This is a genomic window from Pseudomonas marginalis (genome assembly GCF_008692035.1).
In the GTDB taxonomy this organism is placed as follows: Bacteria; Pseudomonadota; Gammaproteobacteria; order Pseudomonadales; family Pseudomonadaceae; genus Aquipseudomonas; species Aquipseudomonas marginalis.
The window spans coordinates 1107859-1123845 of the sequence record NZ_VTFG01000001.1 but is presented as its reverse complement, the minus strand read 5'-3'; the positions used below and the strand labels follow the sequence as shown (position 1 = coordinate 1123845).

Here is a 15987-nt window from a genome sequence, read left to right as displayed (position 1 = left end):
TTCAAGCGACGGCAACGACGTCGAGAATGCGTTGCACCACACGGTCCTGGTCAATCCCGGCCGCTTCGGCTTCGAACGACAGGATGATGCGATGACGCAGCACATCGAACAGCACCGCCTGGATGTCTTCCGGGCTGACAAAGTCGCGACCGGCCAGCCAGGCATGGGCGCGCGCGCAGCGATCGAGGGCGATGGAGCCACGGGGGCTGGCGCCGTAGGCGATCCACTCGGCCATCTCGGGATCGAACTTGGCCGGGGTGCGCGTGGCCATGACCAGTTGCACCAGGTATTCCTCCACCGCATCGGCCATGTACAGGCCGAGGATTTCCTTGCGCGCGGCAAAGATCGCCTGCTGGCTGACACGGCGCTCGGGCTTGGTTTCGCCGTTGAGGGCTTCGCCACGGGCCTGTTGCAGGATGCGCCGTTCGACGGCCGCGTCGGGGAAGCCGATCTTGACGTGCATCAGGAAGCGGTCGAGCTGGGCTTCGGGCAGCGGGTAGGTGCCTTCCTGCTCGATGGGGTTCTGCGTGGCCATCACCAGAAACAGCGGGGACAGGTCGTAGGTACTGCGCCCGACGCTGACCTGGCGCTCGGCCATGGCCTCCAGCAGCGCCGATTGCACCTTGGCCGGGGCGCGGTTGATCTCGTCCGCCAGTACCAGGTTGTGGAAGATCGGCCCTTGCTGGAACACGAAGCTGCCGGTTTCCGGGCGATAGATCTCGGTGCCGGTGATGTCGGCGGGCAACAGGTCGGGGGTGAACTGGATACGATGGAACTGCGCTTCGATGCCTTCGGCCAGCTCTTTGATCGCCTTGGTCTTGGCCAGGCCCGGCGCGCCTTCCACCAGCATATGGCCGTCGGCGAGCAGGGCGATCAGCAGGCGATCGATGAGTTTTTCCTGGCCGAGAATCTGCGTAGAAAGAAAGGTTCGCAGCGCGAGCAGCGCTTCACGATGTTCCATCGATGACGGTTCCTGGAGAGATGAGCCTGTGCGTCATGTAACAAACGACAGCCTGGGGCGCCTACTTTAATGCATGGCAGGGGGTGGCGACTAACGGCACGCGGGGTATTTTTAGCAAAACTTGTAGGAAAATTGTGTGAGAGGCACAAAGGGCGGTGAGCAGGCGTGCCCGCTCACCGCCTCTGCTTCAACGGCAGGGCACCCCGGGATGCCAAGGCTGGCTGTGCACGGCAGAGTTGAGATCCGGGCGTTTGTCGCGGCTGTAGAAGTTCTGTTTGTAGACCATGCCGTTGTACGCCACCGACTCTGCGTAGGTTGAATACACCTTGGTGGGCGACCACGCCGGAATGTCGCGGCAACTGCCCGAAGGTGGCGGGGCCTTGACGGTGATCGGTTTCTCCAGTCGCAGCGTACCGCCGCGCCCGTCACTGACCACGACACTGACGGTGACGCGGGTATCGCCGCTGACGGCAGGGGCGGTGAGGGTGACGCTGCGGGTATTGCCGATGGTGCCGGTGAAGCCGGTCGGGCGCGTCCAGGTGTAGCTCATCGGGTCGCCGTCAGGGTCGCTGGCGTTGGCGATGAAGCTCACGACCTGGCCCGAATCGACCGTTTCGCTGCCCTGCAGGCTGCCGACGGGTGGGCGGTTGGCGGGGGTGCCGGTGGTCACCGTGAGGGTGTGGCTGGCGGTTGCGCGGCGCTCGCGTTCATCGGTGACGGTCAGGGTGATGACGCGTGTTCCCGCCGTATTCGGGGCAATGAAGCTGCTGGACGCTTGCGCCGAAGAATCCGGGTTGAAGCCAGTGGCCGCCCAGGCGAAGCGCAAGCCTTGGCCCGTGGAGGAAGCCCCCGATAGCAGCACCGCCTTGCCGGCTTCAACGCTGGAGGGGCCGGTGATCCTGGCGACCGGCAGCCCGCTGCCGCAGGTGCCCAGGCGTCGCCAGGGCTTGGCGGAGCCGGTTTCAACAAAGTTCAGATCGGGACGAGCGTTTTGCGTCCAGTGCGCCACTTGGTAGTTGTAACCGCTGTAGGAGACTTTTTCGCCGACCACGGCATACACCTTGCTCGCAATCCAGGGGGCGGCGCAGTCGCCGACCGGAGGCGCGTCAGGGGCCTTGATGGTGATGTTTTCCCTCAGGTTGAGGGTGTGGGTGCCGTCGGACACCGCCACGGAAATCGAGGTCAGGGTATCGGCGGTTACGGGCGGTGCGGTCAATGACAAGGTCGGCCCATCCCCGTCCGGAGGGGTAAACCCGTCGGCATTCCAGCGATAGGTCAGCGGTTTTTGCGTGGGCGATTGCGCATAGACATGGCCGTTGAACGTCTCTCCCGATTTGGCTTGCTCGGGGATGGCCAGCCGGCCCGTGGGCGGTTGGCCGGCGCCGTCGGCAAGCAGTTTGCGGATGGCGGCCTCCAGGTCCGGCTGCACGCCAATCTCGGTGCGGTTGCCGTTGGCTTGTGGATAGCCGGTTTCTACCAGGATCCTGCGCAGCTCCTTGGGGGCGAGGTTGCCCAGGCCATTGGCCCGCGCCACACCTTGCAGCGATGCCATCACCCCGGCAATGATCGGGTTGGCGGAGGAGGTGCCGCTGTAGGTGTGGGTATAGGCGCTGGTGGGGTTGGCGGTGGTCCAGGTCGTCGTGGTGACGGAGCCGCCCCAACTGAACAGGTCGACGCGTCGGCCGTATTGGGAGTAATAGGCTCTCAAACCGCTCGTGGGGTACACGGCGCCCGCGTAGATGCTGCCGGAATCGAATCTGTTGCGATCAAAGTAGCCGCTGAAGTAGGGGTGGTCCAGGTTGATATTGCCGTTTGCCGCAGCCAGTACGACATGCACACCTTTTTCCATGGTCAGGTAGGTGATGATGTCGCGTACCGTTCGGTTGTATTCCACGGGCATGTAGCAGTTCTGGCTGCAACCGACTGCTGGAAAGGGCGTGTAATTCATATGCACGCCCAATTGCACCACATCGCCGGGGCTCAGCAGTTCGGCGGTTTGCAGCAATCGGCTGGGGCCATATTGCGAATAACCCAGTTGTGCATGGGGCACGATGCCGGTGGTGCCGAAGCCGTTGTCCCTGGAGCCGATGGTGCCGACGCTGGCCGTGTCGTGGTAGCCGGTGATAGCCCCTGCATCGACTTCCAGGAAAGGCTTGGGCAGGTCCACGTGGTTGTAGGCCCAATGATCGATCTCCGAAGAGATCACCCGCATGTTGTTGCCCTTGCCACCGGGTACGGTCCAGGCCTTCACCGCGTTTACACCGCCGATGTTGTAGGGCGGTACGGCTTGTCGGCCGAGCAGGTAGTACTGGCGTCCGGTATGGTCCGGTATGCCGCTGCGCGCACTGCCCGCGATGGGGTCGGCCTTGTCCTCGTGCATGCCCTCCACCACGGGTTCAAAGTCGACGTCTTCTATGACCGGGTCTTGCTTGAGTTGCTGGCGCAGTGCGTCAGCCTGCCTGTGGCTCAAGTGGCGGGTGTCGACGATGTAGTAGCGGTCCAGTCGATGCCGGCGCAGGGCTTCTACATCCGCCAGCGTGCGGGCCTTGCTCGGCGTTACCAGCGGCTTGATGTTGGGCACGCGGTGCTGGAAGGTGCTGGAGGGGTCGACGAGGTCCTGAAGATTTCGCGACCTGGATCCGTCATCTTTGATCAGCAGGATCAAATGTGAGTAGTCAATGTTGGCTGCGGATGCCGCCAGCGCTGATGAAGCCGTGGCCAAAAGGCCAATAGCCAGAAACTTGCTGATGGATTTCATCGAGGCACCCGTGCAGTCACCGTTGCTTTGCTCAGCTAAGGCCGGAAACACGGGGCCGGGTACTGTTAGAAATAACAGTACCGACCAACGGTCAAGGGCATCGGTGAAGGCTGCGCCAGTGCGATTCAGGCGCGGATGTAGGTGCCGGTGCCCTTGAGAATGTTCTGCAGGGTCTGTTCCACTTCTGCCATCTCCGCTGCGGCGGTGGCGTGGGTTATCTCCAATTGGTCCTTGCCGCCCAGTGCATCGGCATCGCCCGCCGCCAGCTCTACCCGCAATGTCGTATCGCTGAGGGTGACTTTCAGCCCGTCCAGGGTCGACGGCTCGTAGTCCCAGGTCAGCTCCACTTCGTCTTCGTCGGGGTAGCGGGTGAGCATGAACATCTCGCCGTTCCTGCCGTGGCAGCAGAGCATGGCCATGTTGTCTTCTTCGTCGTCGCACGGGGTGGCCATCAGGGCGTCGGTTTTCAGTTGCAGCATGGGGAATCCTGTCTGGGGTAGGGCGTTGCGTAGGCAATTGTGCCATTGCGGCGAATTTTGTGCTGCTTCCTGTGTCAGACCCAGTGCATGACCTGTCGGGCTCTACCAGTCATTTTCGGTACTCGGTGGCGGAAAAATAGCCGGTTTTTCTACCGGAAATTCCGGGTTGCCCAAGTCGCAACCCCAAGCCTGCGTACCGATGACCGAATATGTCGCAGCACCGCAAGCACCCGGCTTCCCACACTCGTTAAGCTGCGCAACGGATGTGCACGTGCCAGGCGCCTGACCTGCCCGTCGTACCGTCACCCGGCAAGGTGCGCATCTTATGGAAGTTGTATGTGACCTCATTGTCTTGTCCAGCTTCACCCACCTGTCACTCTGATTCGTTTATGGTGCTTAACTCGTTACCAGCGAACAGAGCTGACGGTCTCCCCACCAGGGGATAACACGCGACGCTTCCATCAATAACAAGCCCAAGCGGAGTACCACAGATGGCGTTCTTCACCGCAGCCAGCAAGGCCGACTTCCAGCATCAACTGCAAGCGGCACTGGCGCAGCACATCAGTGAACAGGCACTGCCACAAGTGGCGCTGTTCGCTGAACAATTCTTCGGCATCATTTCCCTGGATGAACTGACCCAGCGTCGCCTTTCCGACCTGGCCGGTTGCACCCTGTCTGCCTGGCGCCTGCTTGAGCGCTTTGATCACACCCAACCGCAAGTGCGGGTCTACAACCCCGATTACGAACGTCATGGCTGGCAATCGACCCACACCGCGGTCGAAGTGCTGCACCATGACCTGCCATTCCTGGTGGACTCGGTACGCACCGAGCTGAACCGCCGTGGCTACAGCATCCACACCCTGCAGACCACCGTGCTCAGCGTGCGCCGTGGCACCAAGGGCGAGTTGCTGGAAATCCTGCCCAAGGGCACCCAGGGCGAAGGCATCGAGCAAGAATCGCTGATGTACCTGGAAATCGACCGCTGCGCCAACGCCGCCGAACTCAACGTGCTGAGCAAAGAGCTTGAGCAGGTACTGGGCGAAGTGCGCGTGGCCGTGGCCGATTTCGAACCGATGAAGGCCAAGGTCCAGGAGCTGCTCGACGGTATCGACGCCAGCCCGTTCGGCATCGACGGCGAAGAAAAAGCCGAGATCAAGAACTTCCTGGAATGGCTGGTGGGCAACCACTTCACCTTCCTCGGCTATGAAGAGTTCGTGGTACGTGACGAGGCGGACGGCGGTCATATCGAATATGACGCCAACTCGTTCCTCGGTCTGACCAAGCTGCTGCGCGCCGGCCTCACCGCCGACGACCTGCGCATCGAAGACTACGCCGTGTCGTACCTGCGCGAGCCGACCGTGCTGTCGTTCGCCAAGGCCGCGCACCCGAGCCGTGTACACCGCCCGGCTTACCCGGACTACGTGTCGATCCGCCAGATCGATGCCGACGGCAAGGTGATCAAGGAGTGCCGCTTCATGGGCCTCTACACCTCGTCGGTGTACGGCGAAAGCGTACGCGTCATCCCGTATATCCGCCGCAAGGTCGCGGAAATCGAGCGTCGCTCGGGCTTCCAGGCCAAGGCGCACCTGGGCAAGGAGCTTGCTCAAGTCGTTGAAGTGCTGCCCCGTGACGACCTGTTCCAGACCCCGGTCGACGAGCTGTTCAGCACCGTGATGTCGATCGTGCAGATCCAGGAACGCAACAAGATCCGCGTGTTCCTGCGCAAAGACCCGTACGGTCGTTTCTGCTACTGCCTGGCCTACGTGCCGCGCGACATCTACTCCACCGAAGTGCGCCAGAAGATCCAGCAAGTGCTGATGGATCGCCTGAAAGCCTCGGACTGCGAGTTCTGGACCTTCTTCTCCGAATCCGTGCTGGCGCGCGTGCAGCTGATTCTGCGGGTCGACCCGAAGAACCGCCTGGACATCGACCCGTTGCAACTGGAAAAAGAAGTGGTGCAGGCCTGCCGCAGCTGGCAGGACGACTACTCCAGCCTCGTTGTGGAAAGCTTCGGCGAAGCCCACGGCACCAACGTGCTGGCGGATTTCCCGAAAGGCTTCCCGGCCGGCTACCGCGAGCGTTTCGCTGCGCATTCGGCTGTGGTCGACATGCAGCACCTGCTCAGCCTCACCGAAGCCAACCCGCTGGTGATGAGCTTCTATCAGCCGCTGGGCCAGGTGTCCGGCCAGCGCGAGCTGCATTGCAAGCTGTATCACGCCGATACCCCGCTGGCGCTGTCCGACGTATTGCCGATCCTGGAAAACCTCGGCCTGCGCGTGCTGGGTGAGTTCCCGTACCGCCTGCGTCATGCCAACGGCCGCGAGTTCTGGATCCACGATTTTGCGTTCATCGCCGCCGAAGGCGTGAACCTGGACATCCAGCAGCTCAACGACACCCTGCAGGACGCGTTCGTGCACATCGTGCATGGCGATGCCGAGAACGATGCGTTCAACCGCCTGGTACTCACCGCCGGCCTGCCATGGCGCGACGTCGCGCTGCTGCGTGCCTACGCCCGTTACCTGAAGCAGATCCGCCTGGGCTTCGACCTCGGCTACATCGCCAGCACCCTGAACAACCACACCGACATCGCCCGCGAGTTGACCCGGTTGTTCAAGACCCGCTTCTACCTGGCGCGCAAGCTCACCGCCGATGACCTGGAAGACAAGCAGCAGCGCCTGGAACAAGCGATCCTCACCGCCCTGGACGACGTCCAGGTGCTCAACGAAGACCGCATCCTGCGTCGCTACCTGGACCTGATCAAGGCCACCCTGCGCACCAACTTCTACCAGACCGACGCCAACGGCCAGAACAAGTCGTACTTCAGCTTCAAGTTCGACCCGCGCGCGATCCCTGAGCTGCCCAAGCCGGTGCCGAAGTTTGAAATCTTCGTCTACTCGCCCCGCGTCGAAGGCGTGCACCTGCGCTTTGGCAACGTGGCCCGTGGCGGCCTGCGCTGGTCCGACCGTGAAGAAGACTTCCGTACCGAAGTGCTTGGCCTGGTCAAAGCCCAGCAAGTGAAGAACTCGGTGATCGTGCCGGTGGGCGCCAAGGGCGGCTTCCTGCCGCGTCGCCTGCCACTGGGCGGCAGCCGTGACGAGATCGCGGCCGAGGGCATCGCCTGCTACCGCATCTTCATTTCCGGCCTGTTGGACATCACCGACAACCTCAAGGATGGCGCCCTGGTGCCGCCGGCCAACGTCGTGCGCCATGACGACGATGACCCGTACCTGGTGGTAGCCGCGGACAAGGGCACCGCGACCTTCTCCGACATCGCCAACGGCATCGCCATCGACTACGGCTTCTGGCTGGGCGATGCGTTCGCCTCCGGTGGTTCCGCCGGTTACGACCACAAGAAAATGGGCATCACCGCCAAGGGCGCGTGGGTCGGTGTGCAGCGTCACTTCCGTGAGCGCGGCATCAATGTGCAGGAAGACAGCATCACCGTGGTGGGCGTCGGCGATATGGCCGGTGACGTGTTCGGTAACGGCCTGTTGATGTCCGACAAGCTGCAACTGGTCGCGGCCTTCAACCACCTGCATATCTTCATCGACCCGAACCCGAACCCGGCCACCAGCTTCGTCGAGCGCCAGCGCATGTTCGAGCTGCCGCGTTCGGCCTGGACCGACTACGACACCAGCATCATGTCCGAAGGCGGCGGTATCTTCTCGCGCAGCGCGAAGAGCATTGCTATCTCGCCACAGATGAAGGAACGCTTCGACATTTCGGCCGACAAGCTGACTCCGACCGAACTGCTGAACGCCTTGCTCAAGGCGCCGGTGGACCTGTTGTGGAACGGTGGTATCGGCACCTACGTCAAGGCCAGCACCGAAAGCCACGCCGATGTAGGCGACAAGGCCAACGACGCGCTGCGCGTCAACGGCAACGAGCTGCGCTGCAAGGTGGTGGGCGAGGGCGGTAACCTCGGCATGACCCAGCTGGGCCGTGTGGAGTTCGGCCTCAATGGCGGCGGCTCCAACACCGACTTCATCGACAATGCCGGTGGTGTGGACTGCTCCGACCACGAAGTGAACATCAAGATCCTGCTCAACGAAGTGGTGCAGGCCGGCGACATGACCGACAAGCAACGCAACCAGTTGCTGGCGAGCATGACCGACGAAGTCGGCAGCCTGGTGTTGGGCAACAACTACAAGCAGACCCAGGCCCTGTCCCTGGCTGCGCGCCGTGCCTACGAGCGTGCCGCCGAGTACAAGCGCCTGATGAGCGACCTGGAAAGCCGTGGCAAGCTGGACCGCGCCATCGAGTACCTGCCGACCGAAGAGCAGCTCACCGAGCGCGCTTCTACCGGCAAGGGCCTGACCCGTCCGGAACTGTCGGTGCTGATCTCCTACAGCAAGATCGACCTCAAGGAAGCGCTGCTCAAGTCGCTGGTCCCGGATGACGACTACCTGACCCGCGACATGGAAACCGCGTTCCCACCGAGCCTGGTGGCCAAGTTCGGCGAAGCCATGCGTCGCCACCGTCTGAAGCGCGAGATCGTCAGCACCCAGATCGCCAACGACCTGGTCAACCACATGGGCATCACCTTTGTGCAGCGACTCAAGGAGTCGACCGGCATGAGCCCGGCGAACGTGGCCGGTGCCTACGTGATCGTGCGCGACATCTTCCACCTCCCGCACTGGTTCCGCCAGATCGAAGCCCTGGACCACCAGGTCTCCGCTGACGTGCAATTGCAGTTGATGGATGAGCTGATGCGCCTGGGCCGTCGTGCCACGCGCTGGTTCCTGCGCAGCCGTCGCAACGAGCAGGACGCCGGCCGTGACACCGCGCACTTCGGTCCGCACCTGGCCGCGTTGGGCCTCAAGCTCGACGAACTGCTGGAAGGTCCGACCCGCGAAGGCTGGCAGACCCGCTACCAGGCCTACACCGAAGCCGGCGTGCCGGAGTTGCTGGCGCGCATGGTTGCAGGCACGACCCACCTGTACACCTTGCTGCCGATCATCGAAGCCGCTGATGTGACCGGGCATGACGCCGCCGAAGTGGCCAAGGCCTACTTCGCCGTCGGCAGCGCCCTGGACCTGCCGTGGTACCTGCAGCAGATCAGCGATCTGCCCGTGGCCAACAACTGGCAGGCCCAGGCCCGCGAAGCGTTCCGCGACGATGTGGACTGGCAGCAGCGGGCGATCACCATTTCCGTCCTGCAAATGGCCGACGCGCCACAGGACATGGAAGCCCGCGTGGCCCTGTGGCTTGAGCAGCACAAGGACATGGCTGATCGTTGGGTCGCAATGATGGTGGAAATCCGTGCTGCGGTCGGCACGGACTACGCCATGTACGCGGTGGCCAACCGTGAACTGCTGGACCTGGCGTTGAGTGGTCAGTCGGTGCTGCAACCGGCTTGATGCCTGGGTAAAACCAATGTGGGAGGGGGCTTGCCCCCGATAGCGGTGGGTCAGTCATGTATGTGTTGACTGACACTCTGCTATCGGGGGCAAGTCGAATCGTCGCACCGCCCCTCCCACATTTGGATCTTTATTTATCTGGTGGTCAGTGGTGTTTCAGTAATTTGCTTTCCAGGTGATCCAGGTGCCGGGTCATCAAGCCCACCGCAGCAGTCACATCCCGCTGCTCAATCGCATCCACAATCGCCACATGCTCCTGCCACGCGCAATACGTGCAGGCTTTCGCTTCGTACTGGGCAATGATCAGCGACGTCAATGGCACCAGGCTGTTGAGAAACTGCGCCAACGGCGCGTTGCCCGCCATCTGCGCCAATTGCAGGTGAAACTCCCCTGACAACCGAATCGCCGGCCCACGCTGGTTGCGTTCCATACCGTCGCGTTCCCGTGCTATCAGCTCGCGCAACTGGCGTATCTGCGTGGGCGTGGCCTGGGCGCAGGCCAATTGCACCACCGTGATTTCGGTCATGCGCCGCGCTTCGAGAATCTGCCGCGTCTGCTGGGCATCCGGCGCTGCGACCTGGGCGCGCTGGTTGGGGCGCAGGATGACCACTTGCTGGTGGGACAGCTTGGCCAGTACCCGGCGAATCACGCTGCGGCTGACGCCAAAGGTTTCGCCCAGGCCTTCTTCGGTAAAGCGGCTGGACGGGGCGATGCGCTGTTCGAGGATGGCGTCGAACAACCGTGGGTAGATGTCGTCCACCGAAGGCTTTTTACCGGCCACCAGGCGCAGGGCAGGAATGATCGGATCGCGTTGCAGGGCGTGGGCGGTCATGGCCTGTCTCCAAAAAATCAGTTGCCGAGATGGTCGTCCGGAATGTTCAAGTGAATGCCCATGCGCAGGCCTTCCTGGAGGATGTGCCGACGCATCTCGGCACTGGCCAGGGCGCTGTTCTTGTTGCGGATGGCGCGTACCACCGCTTCATTTTCCTGCAGGCGTTCCGCCAGGTGCTCGGGGGAGTTGCGCAGTACCTGGGCGCTTTGCTTGAGGGCGGTGCTGGTTTGCTGCACCACGTTCTGGAAGATCGGGTTGGCGGTGAGCGCGAACAGTTCTTCGTGAAAATCGAGGTAGGCGTTCATGCCGGCTTCGGCGTCACCTGCATCCAGGGCTTCGCGCATGTCCATCAGGGTCAGGCGCAATTGGCCGACTTCCTTGCTGCTGATGGACTGGGCCACCAGGCCGACGATAAAGGGTTCGAGGGTGTAGCGCAGTTGCAGGATGTCTTCGAGGCTGGCATCGGCCACGGCGTCGCTCGATTGTGGTTCGCTGACGCTGGTTTCCAGCACGACCACACCTTTGCCGGGCATGGAGCGCACCAGGCCGAGGGTTTCGAGCACGATCACCGCTTCGCGCAGGCTGGGGCGGCTGATACCCAGCTGTTCGGCCAGTTCGCGCTGGCCCGGGAGCATTTCGCCCCGGCGCCACTGACCCTGCTTGAGTGCGGCGCGGAGTTTTTCTACGACTGAATTGACGACGGTTGAGGTGCTGATCACGTCGATGGTTCCTTGATGGGGCGAATCCAGTGTGGGAGGGGGCTTGCCCCCGATAGCGGTGGATCAGTTACAGATAGATCAACTGACCGTCCTCATCGGGGGCAAGCCCCCTCCCACATTAGCCAGTGTTGCCCATGAGACAGCATTAGAATTCCTGGTGGACCGGCACTACCGGCTTCCTGGCCTGGAAGGCATAGCCTTGCTGGCCGTCGAGCACCTTGTTGGCGCGTTGGATATCGATGTCTTTTTCCCAACGGGCAATGGCCACGGTGGCGACGCAGTTGCCGATCAGGTTGGTCAAGGCGCGACCGATACCCATGAACCAGTCCACCGCCAACACCAGCACCAGGCCGACCACTGGAATCGCCGGGATCGCCGTGAGCGTCGCCGCCAGGATCACCAGGGCCGAGCCGGGAATACCGTGGGCGCCCTTGGAGGTGATCAGCGACACCAGCAGGATGGTCAGCAGATCGGTCATCGACAGCGGCGTGCCGGTGGCATTGGCGATAAACACGATGGCCAGGGTCAGGTAGATCGAGAAACCGTCGAGGTTGAACGAGTACCCGGTGGGAATCACCAGGCCCACGGTGGAGCTGCCGATGCCCAGGTGTTCGAGTTTGCGCATGACCTGCGGCAGCACCGCGTCGGAGGAAGCGGTGCCCATCACGATCAGCAGTTCTTCACGCAGGTACTTGAGCAGCGGCAGCATGCGCAGGCCCGACAGGCGCATCACCACGCCGAGGATCAGCGCGACGAAGGCAAGGCAGGTCAGGTAGAACAGGCCCACCAGGCTGCCCAGGTGTTGCAGGGAGTCCAGCCCGTAGGTGCTGGTGGTGAAGGCGATCGCACCAAACACGCCGATGGGCGCCAGGCGCACGATCATGCCCATGATGCGGAAAATCACATGGCTCAGTTCATTGATCAGCCGAGTGATACCGGAGGCCGCTTCGCCCACCAGGTTCAACGCGCTGCCGAACAGCACCGAAAACAGCAGTACTTGCAGGACATTGTTGTCGGCAAAGGCGCCGATCACCGAGTTGGGGATCAGGTCCATCAGGAACTGGCTGGTGCCCTTGATGTGCTGGCCCTTGTCGGCCAGTTCATTGAGACCGGCGGAGGAGAGCTGTTCCAGATGGATATTGGCGCCGGTGCCGATCCCGGTGCTGAAGGCCATGACCAGGCCGATCACCAGGGCGATGGTGGTGAGCACTTCAAAGTAGATCACCGACTTGAGGCCGATGCGCCCGACCTTCTTCAAGTCGCCAGCCCCGGAAATACCACTGACCACCACGCAGAACACGATCAGGCCGATCAGCATCTTGATCAGCTTGATAAAGCCGTCACCCAGGGGTTTGAGTTGCGAGGAGAATTCGGGAAGGGCCAGGCCGCACACGATGCCGAGCATCAGGCCAATCACGACTTGCAGGAAAATCGAACGCGAGCACCATCTGAGCATGGGAGGGATCTCTATTCGGTGCCCTGGTGGTTCCAGGGCTTAATTGTTGTGGTCATACCGGTAAGTCCAGTGCGTCGCCAGTCTAGGCCAGGTATTTTTGAAATCACAAGTAAAAATTCGGCGGTTGGCAGGTCCCGGTCTGACCAGTTGGTCGCGAAGGTTGATGCTTGAGCGGTTGGCGGGGCGCAAATTTTTTCGCTTATCATCCGCCGCCTGGCACATGAGGTGATGGATGGACAAACCAGGACTGACCACTGACGACACCGGGCTGACCCACTGCACCTGGCGTACGACCGCGCCGGAATACCTCCGTTATCACGACCACGAGTGGGGCGTACCGGTGGCGGATGATGTTCAGCTGTACGAGAAGATCTGCCTGGAAGGCTTCCAGGCCGGCATGGCCTGGATCACCATCCTGCGCAAGCGCGAGCCGTTCAGGGCGGCATTCGACGGTTTTGATTTTCGCCGGGTGGCGCAGTACGGCGAGGCAGATATCGCGCGGTTGATGCAGGATCCGGGCATCGTGCGTAATCGGGCGAAGATCGTTTCCACCATCAACAACGCCCGCCGGGCGTGCGAGCTGGTGGCTGAAACCGGCTCGCTGGCGCAGTGGTTATGGGCGTTCGAACCCGGCCCTGAAGAGCGCCCGGCAGTGGTGGACCTGGCTTACTGGACGGGCAATCCCACCTCCCCGGCCTCGGTGCGCCTGTCCAAGGCCTTGAAGAAACGCGGCTGGACGTTCGTCGGGCCGACCACGATGTATGCGCTGATGCAAGCGATGGGGATGGTCAATGATCACCTTGATGGGTGCGTGTGCCGCCCAAAGATCGAAGAACTGCGTCGCCAGTTCAAGCGCCCGTGAGCCGCTGGCGGTGGGAGGGGGCTTCACCCATGCTGCTGATTGGTGATGAGGCCAATCCCATCAATGGTCGAACGCAAGCCGGCTCGCCAGGTTTGCCGAGGCCAGCTCGATAAAGCCTTGCAGGGCCGGCAGCCCGAAGTGTGCGTTGAGCGGTTCGGCACCGGCCCAGCAGCCATTGACGGTCCAGAGGTCGGGGTCCACCGGGCTGCGCTGTACGGCGTAATCGAGGCAGCCTGGGGTGGCGCGCACGAGCTCGGCGATCTGCCGCAGGCGCTCGCCCAGTTCCCTGGAGCGCCCGGCAGCCGCGCGGACATGAACAGTGTTGAAGGCACGGTCGGGCATGGCGATGGTCTCCGAGGTCGGGTGTCAGCGCACAGGCTAGAGCCTCGACGCGCCAGGACCAATGACCAATCCCTCGGAAAACCCCCTAGCCAATCTGCTGGAGAATATCGCACACCTTGTCCAGCGCCGGGTCGATGTCGAGGGTCTCGATGGCCCCAAACCCGATGATCAGGCCTGGGCGCACCGGCGTGTCGTGGAAGAACACGTCCAGCGGGTACAGGCCGACTTCCACCTGGCGTGCCAATTCCATCAGCAACGGGATATTCACCGGTACTTTGCACAACGCCGCCATATGGAACCCGGCGACGGTGGGCACCGCTTCGAACCATGGTGACAGGTCGCCCGCCAGGCGCTGCAAAATGCGCTCGCGGCGCCCGGCGTACACGGTGTGGCAGCGGCGAATATGCTTGAGCAAATAACCTTCGCTGATGAACTTGGCCAGTGCCCATTGCGGCAACGTGGAGCTGTGCTGGTCGGTCAATTGCTTGGCCTTGAGCACCGCGCCGTAGATCGCCGGCGGCAGCACCGCATAGCCCAGGCGCAGTTCGGGCAACAGGGTCTTGGAGAACGTCCCGACGTAGGTGACCACGCCACGGCTGTCCATGCTTTGCAGTGAGTCGGTGGGCCGGCCTTCGTAGCGGAACTCGCTGTCGTAGTCGTCCTCTATGATGATCGCACCCAGCTCGAAGGCCCGCGCCAGCAGCGCTTCCCGACGTGACAGGCTCATGGGCATGCCGAGGGGGAACTGGTGGGAGGGCGTGACGTAGATCAGCCGTGCGCCATCGGGGATCCGGTCGACCTGGATGCCTTGCTCATCGACGGGAACACCGATGACCCGCGCGCCCATCGCCATGAATAACTGGCGCGCAGGGCTGTAGCCGGGGTCTTCCATGGCGACGATGCTGCCCGGTTCCAGCACCACGCGGGCGATGAGGTCCAGGGCCTGCTGCGCGCCGTTGGTGACGACGATGTCGCTGTCGCGGCATTGGACCCCACGGGAAAACGCGATATGCCCGGCGATCGCGCTGCGCAGGGCCGGCAACCCTTCCGGCTGGCTGTAGAACCCGCTGTCCCGGGCGATGCGCCGCAACGCGTCCTGGGTGCAGCGCCGCCATTCATCCTGGGGGAACTGGTTGCGGCTGGTGGCGCCGCCGATAAATTCGTAGCGCAACGTGCTGTCGCGAGTGGGGTGGCGCATGGGCGAGGGCAGTGACTGCCACTTCGCCAGGTTGGCGGCGCAGGCCAGGTCGGTAGCAGTTTGCAGGCGCCCGGTCTGCGGCGTACGGGCGTTGACGAAGGTGCCGCGGCCGGTCTTGCCGACCAGCAGGCCTTCGTAGGTCAGGGTCGCGTAGGTGTCGGATACGGTCTTGCGGGATACCCCCAGTTGTTCGGCCAGCAAGCGGCTGGGCGGCAGTTGCGCACCGGCGGCCAGGCGCCCGGAGCCAATGGCCTCGCGCAACTGCTGGTACAGCTGTTCGGCCAGATCCTTGCGGCCATTGATGACGACGTGCAGTTCCATGTTTTATCCCGGGGTCTTCGCTCTGCGCCAAGGTTACTCGCTCGCGAGGTGCGCTCAAAATGGTCCCTGGGTAAACCGTCGGATTGGCTATAGGGCTGACACCGTGAGAGTTCTAGGCTGAACGGTCATTGCCCCGAGAGCTGCCCATGGAATCCCGTCTGGACTACTACACCGCGTCACCGCAAGCGCTCAAGGGCATGTTGCTGCTGGAGGCGAACACCTTTGGCCTGTCCATCGAGCGGCCGCTGCTGGAACTCATCAAGATCCGCGTTTCGCAGCTCAACCACTGCGGCTTTTGCACCGATATGCATTCGATGGCGGCGCGTCAGCGCGGCGAAACGGAGCGACGCTTGTTCGCGCTATGCGTATGGCGTGACTCGCCGTTCTTTACGCCGCGGGAGAAGGCGGCATTGGCCTGGTGCGAATCGGTGGCGATGCTGCCGACTTCCAGTGTTTCGGACGAACTTTTCAGCGCCGTGCGCGAGGAATTCAGCGAACAGGAACTGGTGGACCTGACCATGGCGGTCTCCAGCATCAGTGGCTGGAACCGCCTGGCGGTGAGTTTTCGCCAGCAACCGCCGAATGCTTGAGCGGGATATTCACCCGCGCTCTACCTATGCACCCCAGGTTCATCCCTCAACACTTCAGTATCGACGCAGTGCGCACACAGGGTGTTCGCGTTGATAACGACGAAGCGTG

At 62.6% G+C, this 15987-nt stretch carries 11 protein-coding genes; 3 read left to right on the top strand and 8 right to left on the bottom strand.

Annotated features, from left to right (window positions below):
- Position 1: 1 nt before the first annotated feature.
- The 3 genes from FX984_RS04860 to FX984_RS04850 all read right to left on the bottom strand — a co-directional run bounded on the left by FX984_RS04860 (position 2) and on the right by FX984_RS04850 (position 4198).
- On the bottom strand, positions 2-961 hold the full coding sequence (locus FX984_RS04860) for an AAA family ATPase (protein ID WP_003174327.1): 960 nt from the start codon (positions 959-961) through the stop codon (positions 2-4).
- Positions 962-1148: 187 nt separating this feature from the next.
- On the bottom strand, positions 1149-3719 hold the full coding sequence (locus tag FX984_RS04855; protein ID WP_146478022.1) for a S8 family peptidase: 2571 nt from the start codon (positions 3717-3719) through the stop codon (positions 1149-1151).
- Between the two features lie 125 nt (positions 3720-3844).
- A complete protein-coding gene (locus FX984_RS04850) occupies positions 3845-4198 on the bottom strand; it encodes a hypothetical protein (protein ID WP_065927991.1) in 354 nt (117 codons plus the stop codon).
- 491 nt (positions 4199-4689) lie between these two features.
- Between FX984_RS04850 and FX984_RS04845 the strand changes: the two genes are divergently transcribed.
- Positions 4690-9558: an NAD-glutamate dehydrogenase gene (locus FX984_RS04845; RefSeq protein ID WP_092356836.1), complete on the top strand. Its 4869-nt coding sequence runs from the start codon at positions 4690-4692 to the stop codon at positions 9556-9558.
- Between the two features lie 145 nt (positions 9559-9703).
- Here FX984_RS04845 and FX984_RS04840 read toward each other — a convergent pair whose 3' ends face one another.
- From FX984_RS04840 to FX984_RS04830, 3 genes are all read right to left on the bottom strand, one after another.
- On the bottom strand, positions 9704-10390 hold the full coding sequence (locus FX984_RS04840; protein ID WP_065942031.1) for a GntR family transcriptional regulator: 687 nt from the start codon (positions 10388-10390) through the stop codon (positions 9704-9706).
- Positions 10391-10407: 17 nt separating this feature from the next.
- Positions 10408-11109 carry a FadR/GntR family transcriptional regulator gene (locus tag FX984_RS04835; RefSeq protein WP_027608565.1) on the bottom strand — a complete coding sequence of 234 codons (702 nt, stop codon included), beginning with the start codon at positions 11107-11109 and terminating at the stop codon, positions 10408-10410.
- A 145-nt stretch (positions 11110-11254) separates the two neighbouring features.
- Positions 11255-12580, bottom strand: coding sequence for a C4-dicarboxylate transporter DctA (locus FX984_RS04830; protein WP_169899436.1), 1326 nt, complete (start codon positions 12578-12580; stop codon positions 11255-11257).
- 217 nt (positions 12581-12797) lie between these two features.
- Between FX984_RS04830 and FX984_RS04825 the strand changes: the two genes are divergently transcribed.
- Positions 12798-13427 (top strand): DNA-3-methyladenine glycosylase I, encoded by a 630-nt coding sequence (locus FX984_RS04825; protein WP_098479318.1) that lies wholly within the window; start codon positions 12798-12800, stop codon positions 13425-13427.
- 60 nt (positions 13428-13487) lie between these two features.
- Here FX984_RS04825 and FX984_RS04820 read toward each other — a convergent pair whose 3' ends face one another.
- Both FX984_RS04820 and pdxR read right to left on the bottom strand, forming a co-directional pair.
- Complete coding sequence (locus FX984_RS04820) at positions 13488-13769, bottom strand: putative quinol monooxygenase (RefSeq protein ID WP_092356842.1); 282 nt, start codon at positions 13767-13769, stop codon at positions 13488-13490.
- Positions 13770-13854: 85 nt separating this feature from the next.
- Positions 13855-15288, bottom strand: a complete 1434-nt coding sequence (pdxR, locus tag FX984_RS04815) for a MocR-like pyridoxine biosynthesis transcription factor PdxR (RefSeq protein WP_027608561.1) — start codon at positions 15286-15288, stop codon at positions 13855-13857.
- Positions 15289-15434: 146 nt separating this feature from the next.
- On the opposite strand from pdxR, the gene FX984_RS04810 reads away from it, so the two are divergent.
- On the top strand, positions 15435-15878 hold the full coding sequence (locus FX984_RS04810; protein WP_027608560.1) for a carboxymuconolactone decarboxylase family protein: 444 nt from the start codon (positions 15435-15437) through the stop codon (positions 15876-15878).
- The last annotated feature ends 109 nt before the right edge of the window (positions 15879-15987 follow it).

What these genes read in the sequence shown, in the direction of transcription:
- FX984_RS04855 (WP_146478022.1), bottom strand. Translation starts at nt 3,719, where the DNA reads ATGAAATCCATCAGCAAGTTTCTGGCTATTGGCCTTTTGGCCACGGCT.
- pdxR (WP_027608561.1), bottom strand. Translation starts at nt 15,288, where the DNA reads ATGGAACTGCACGTCGTCATCAATGGCCGCAAGGATCTGGCCGAACAG.
- FX984_RS04845 (WP_092356836.1), top strand. Translation starts at nt 4,690, where the DNA reads ATGGCGTTCTTCACCGCAGCCAGCAAGGCCGACTTCCAGCATCAACTG.
- FX984_RS04850 (WP_065927991.1), bottom strand. Translation starts at nt 4,198, where the DNA reads ATGCTGCAACTGAAAACCGACGCCCTGATGGCCACCCCGTGCGACGAC.
- FX984_RS04820 (WP_092356842.1), bottom strand. Translation starts at nt 13,769, where the DNA reads ATGCCCGACCGTGCCTTCAACACTGTTCATGTCCGCGCGGCTGCCGGG.
- FX984_RS04860 (WP_003174327.1), bottom strand. Translation starts at nt 961, where the DNA reads ATGGAACATCGTGAAGCGCTGCTCGCGCTGCGAACCTTTCTTTCTACG.
- FX984_RS04825 (WP_098479318.1), top strand. Translation starts at nt 12,798, where the DNA reads ATGGACAAACCAGGACTGACCACTGACGACACCGGGCTGACCCACTGC.
- FX984_RS04810 (WP_027608560.1), top strand. Translation starts at nt 15,435, where the DNA reads ATGGAATCCCGTCTGGACTACTACACCGCGTCACCGCAAGCGCTCAAG.
- FX984_RS04840 (WP_065942031.1), bottom strand. Translation starts at nt 10,390, where the DNA reads ATGACCGCCCACGCCCTGCAACGCGATCCGATCATTCCTGCCCTGCGC.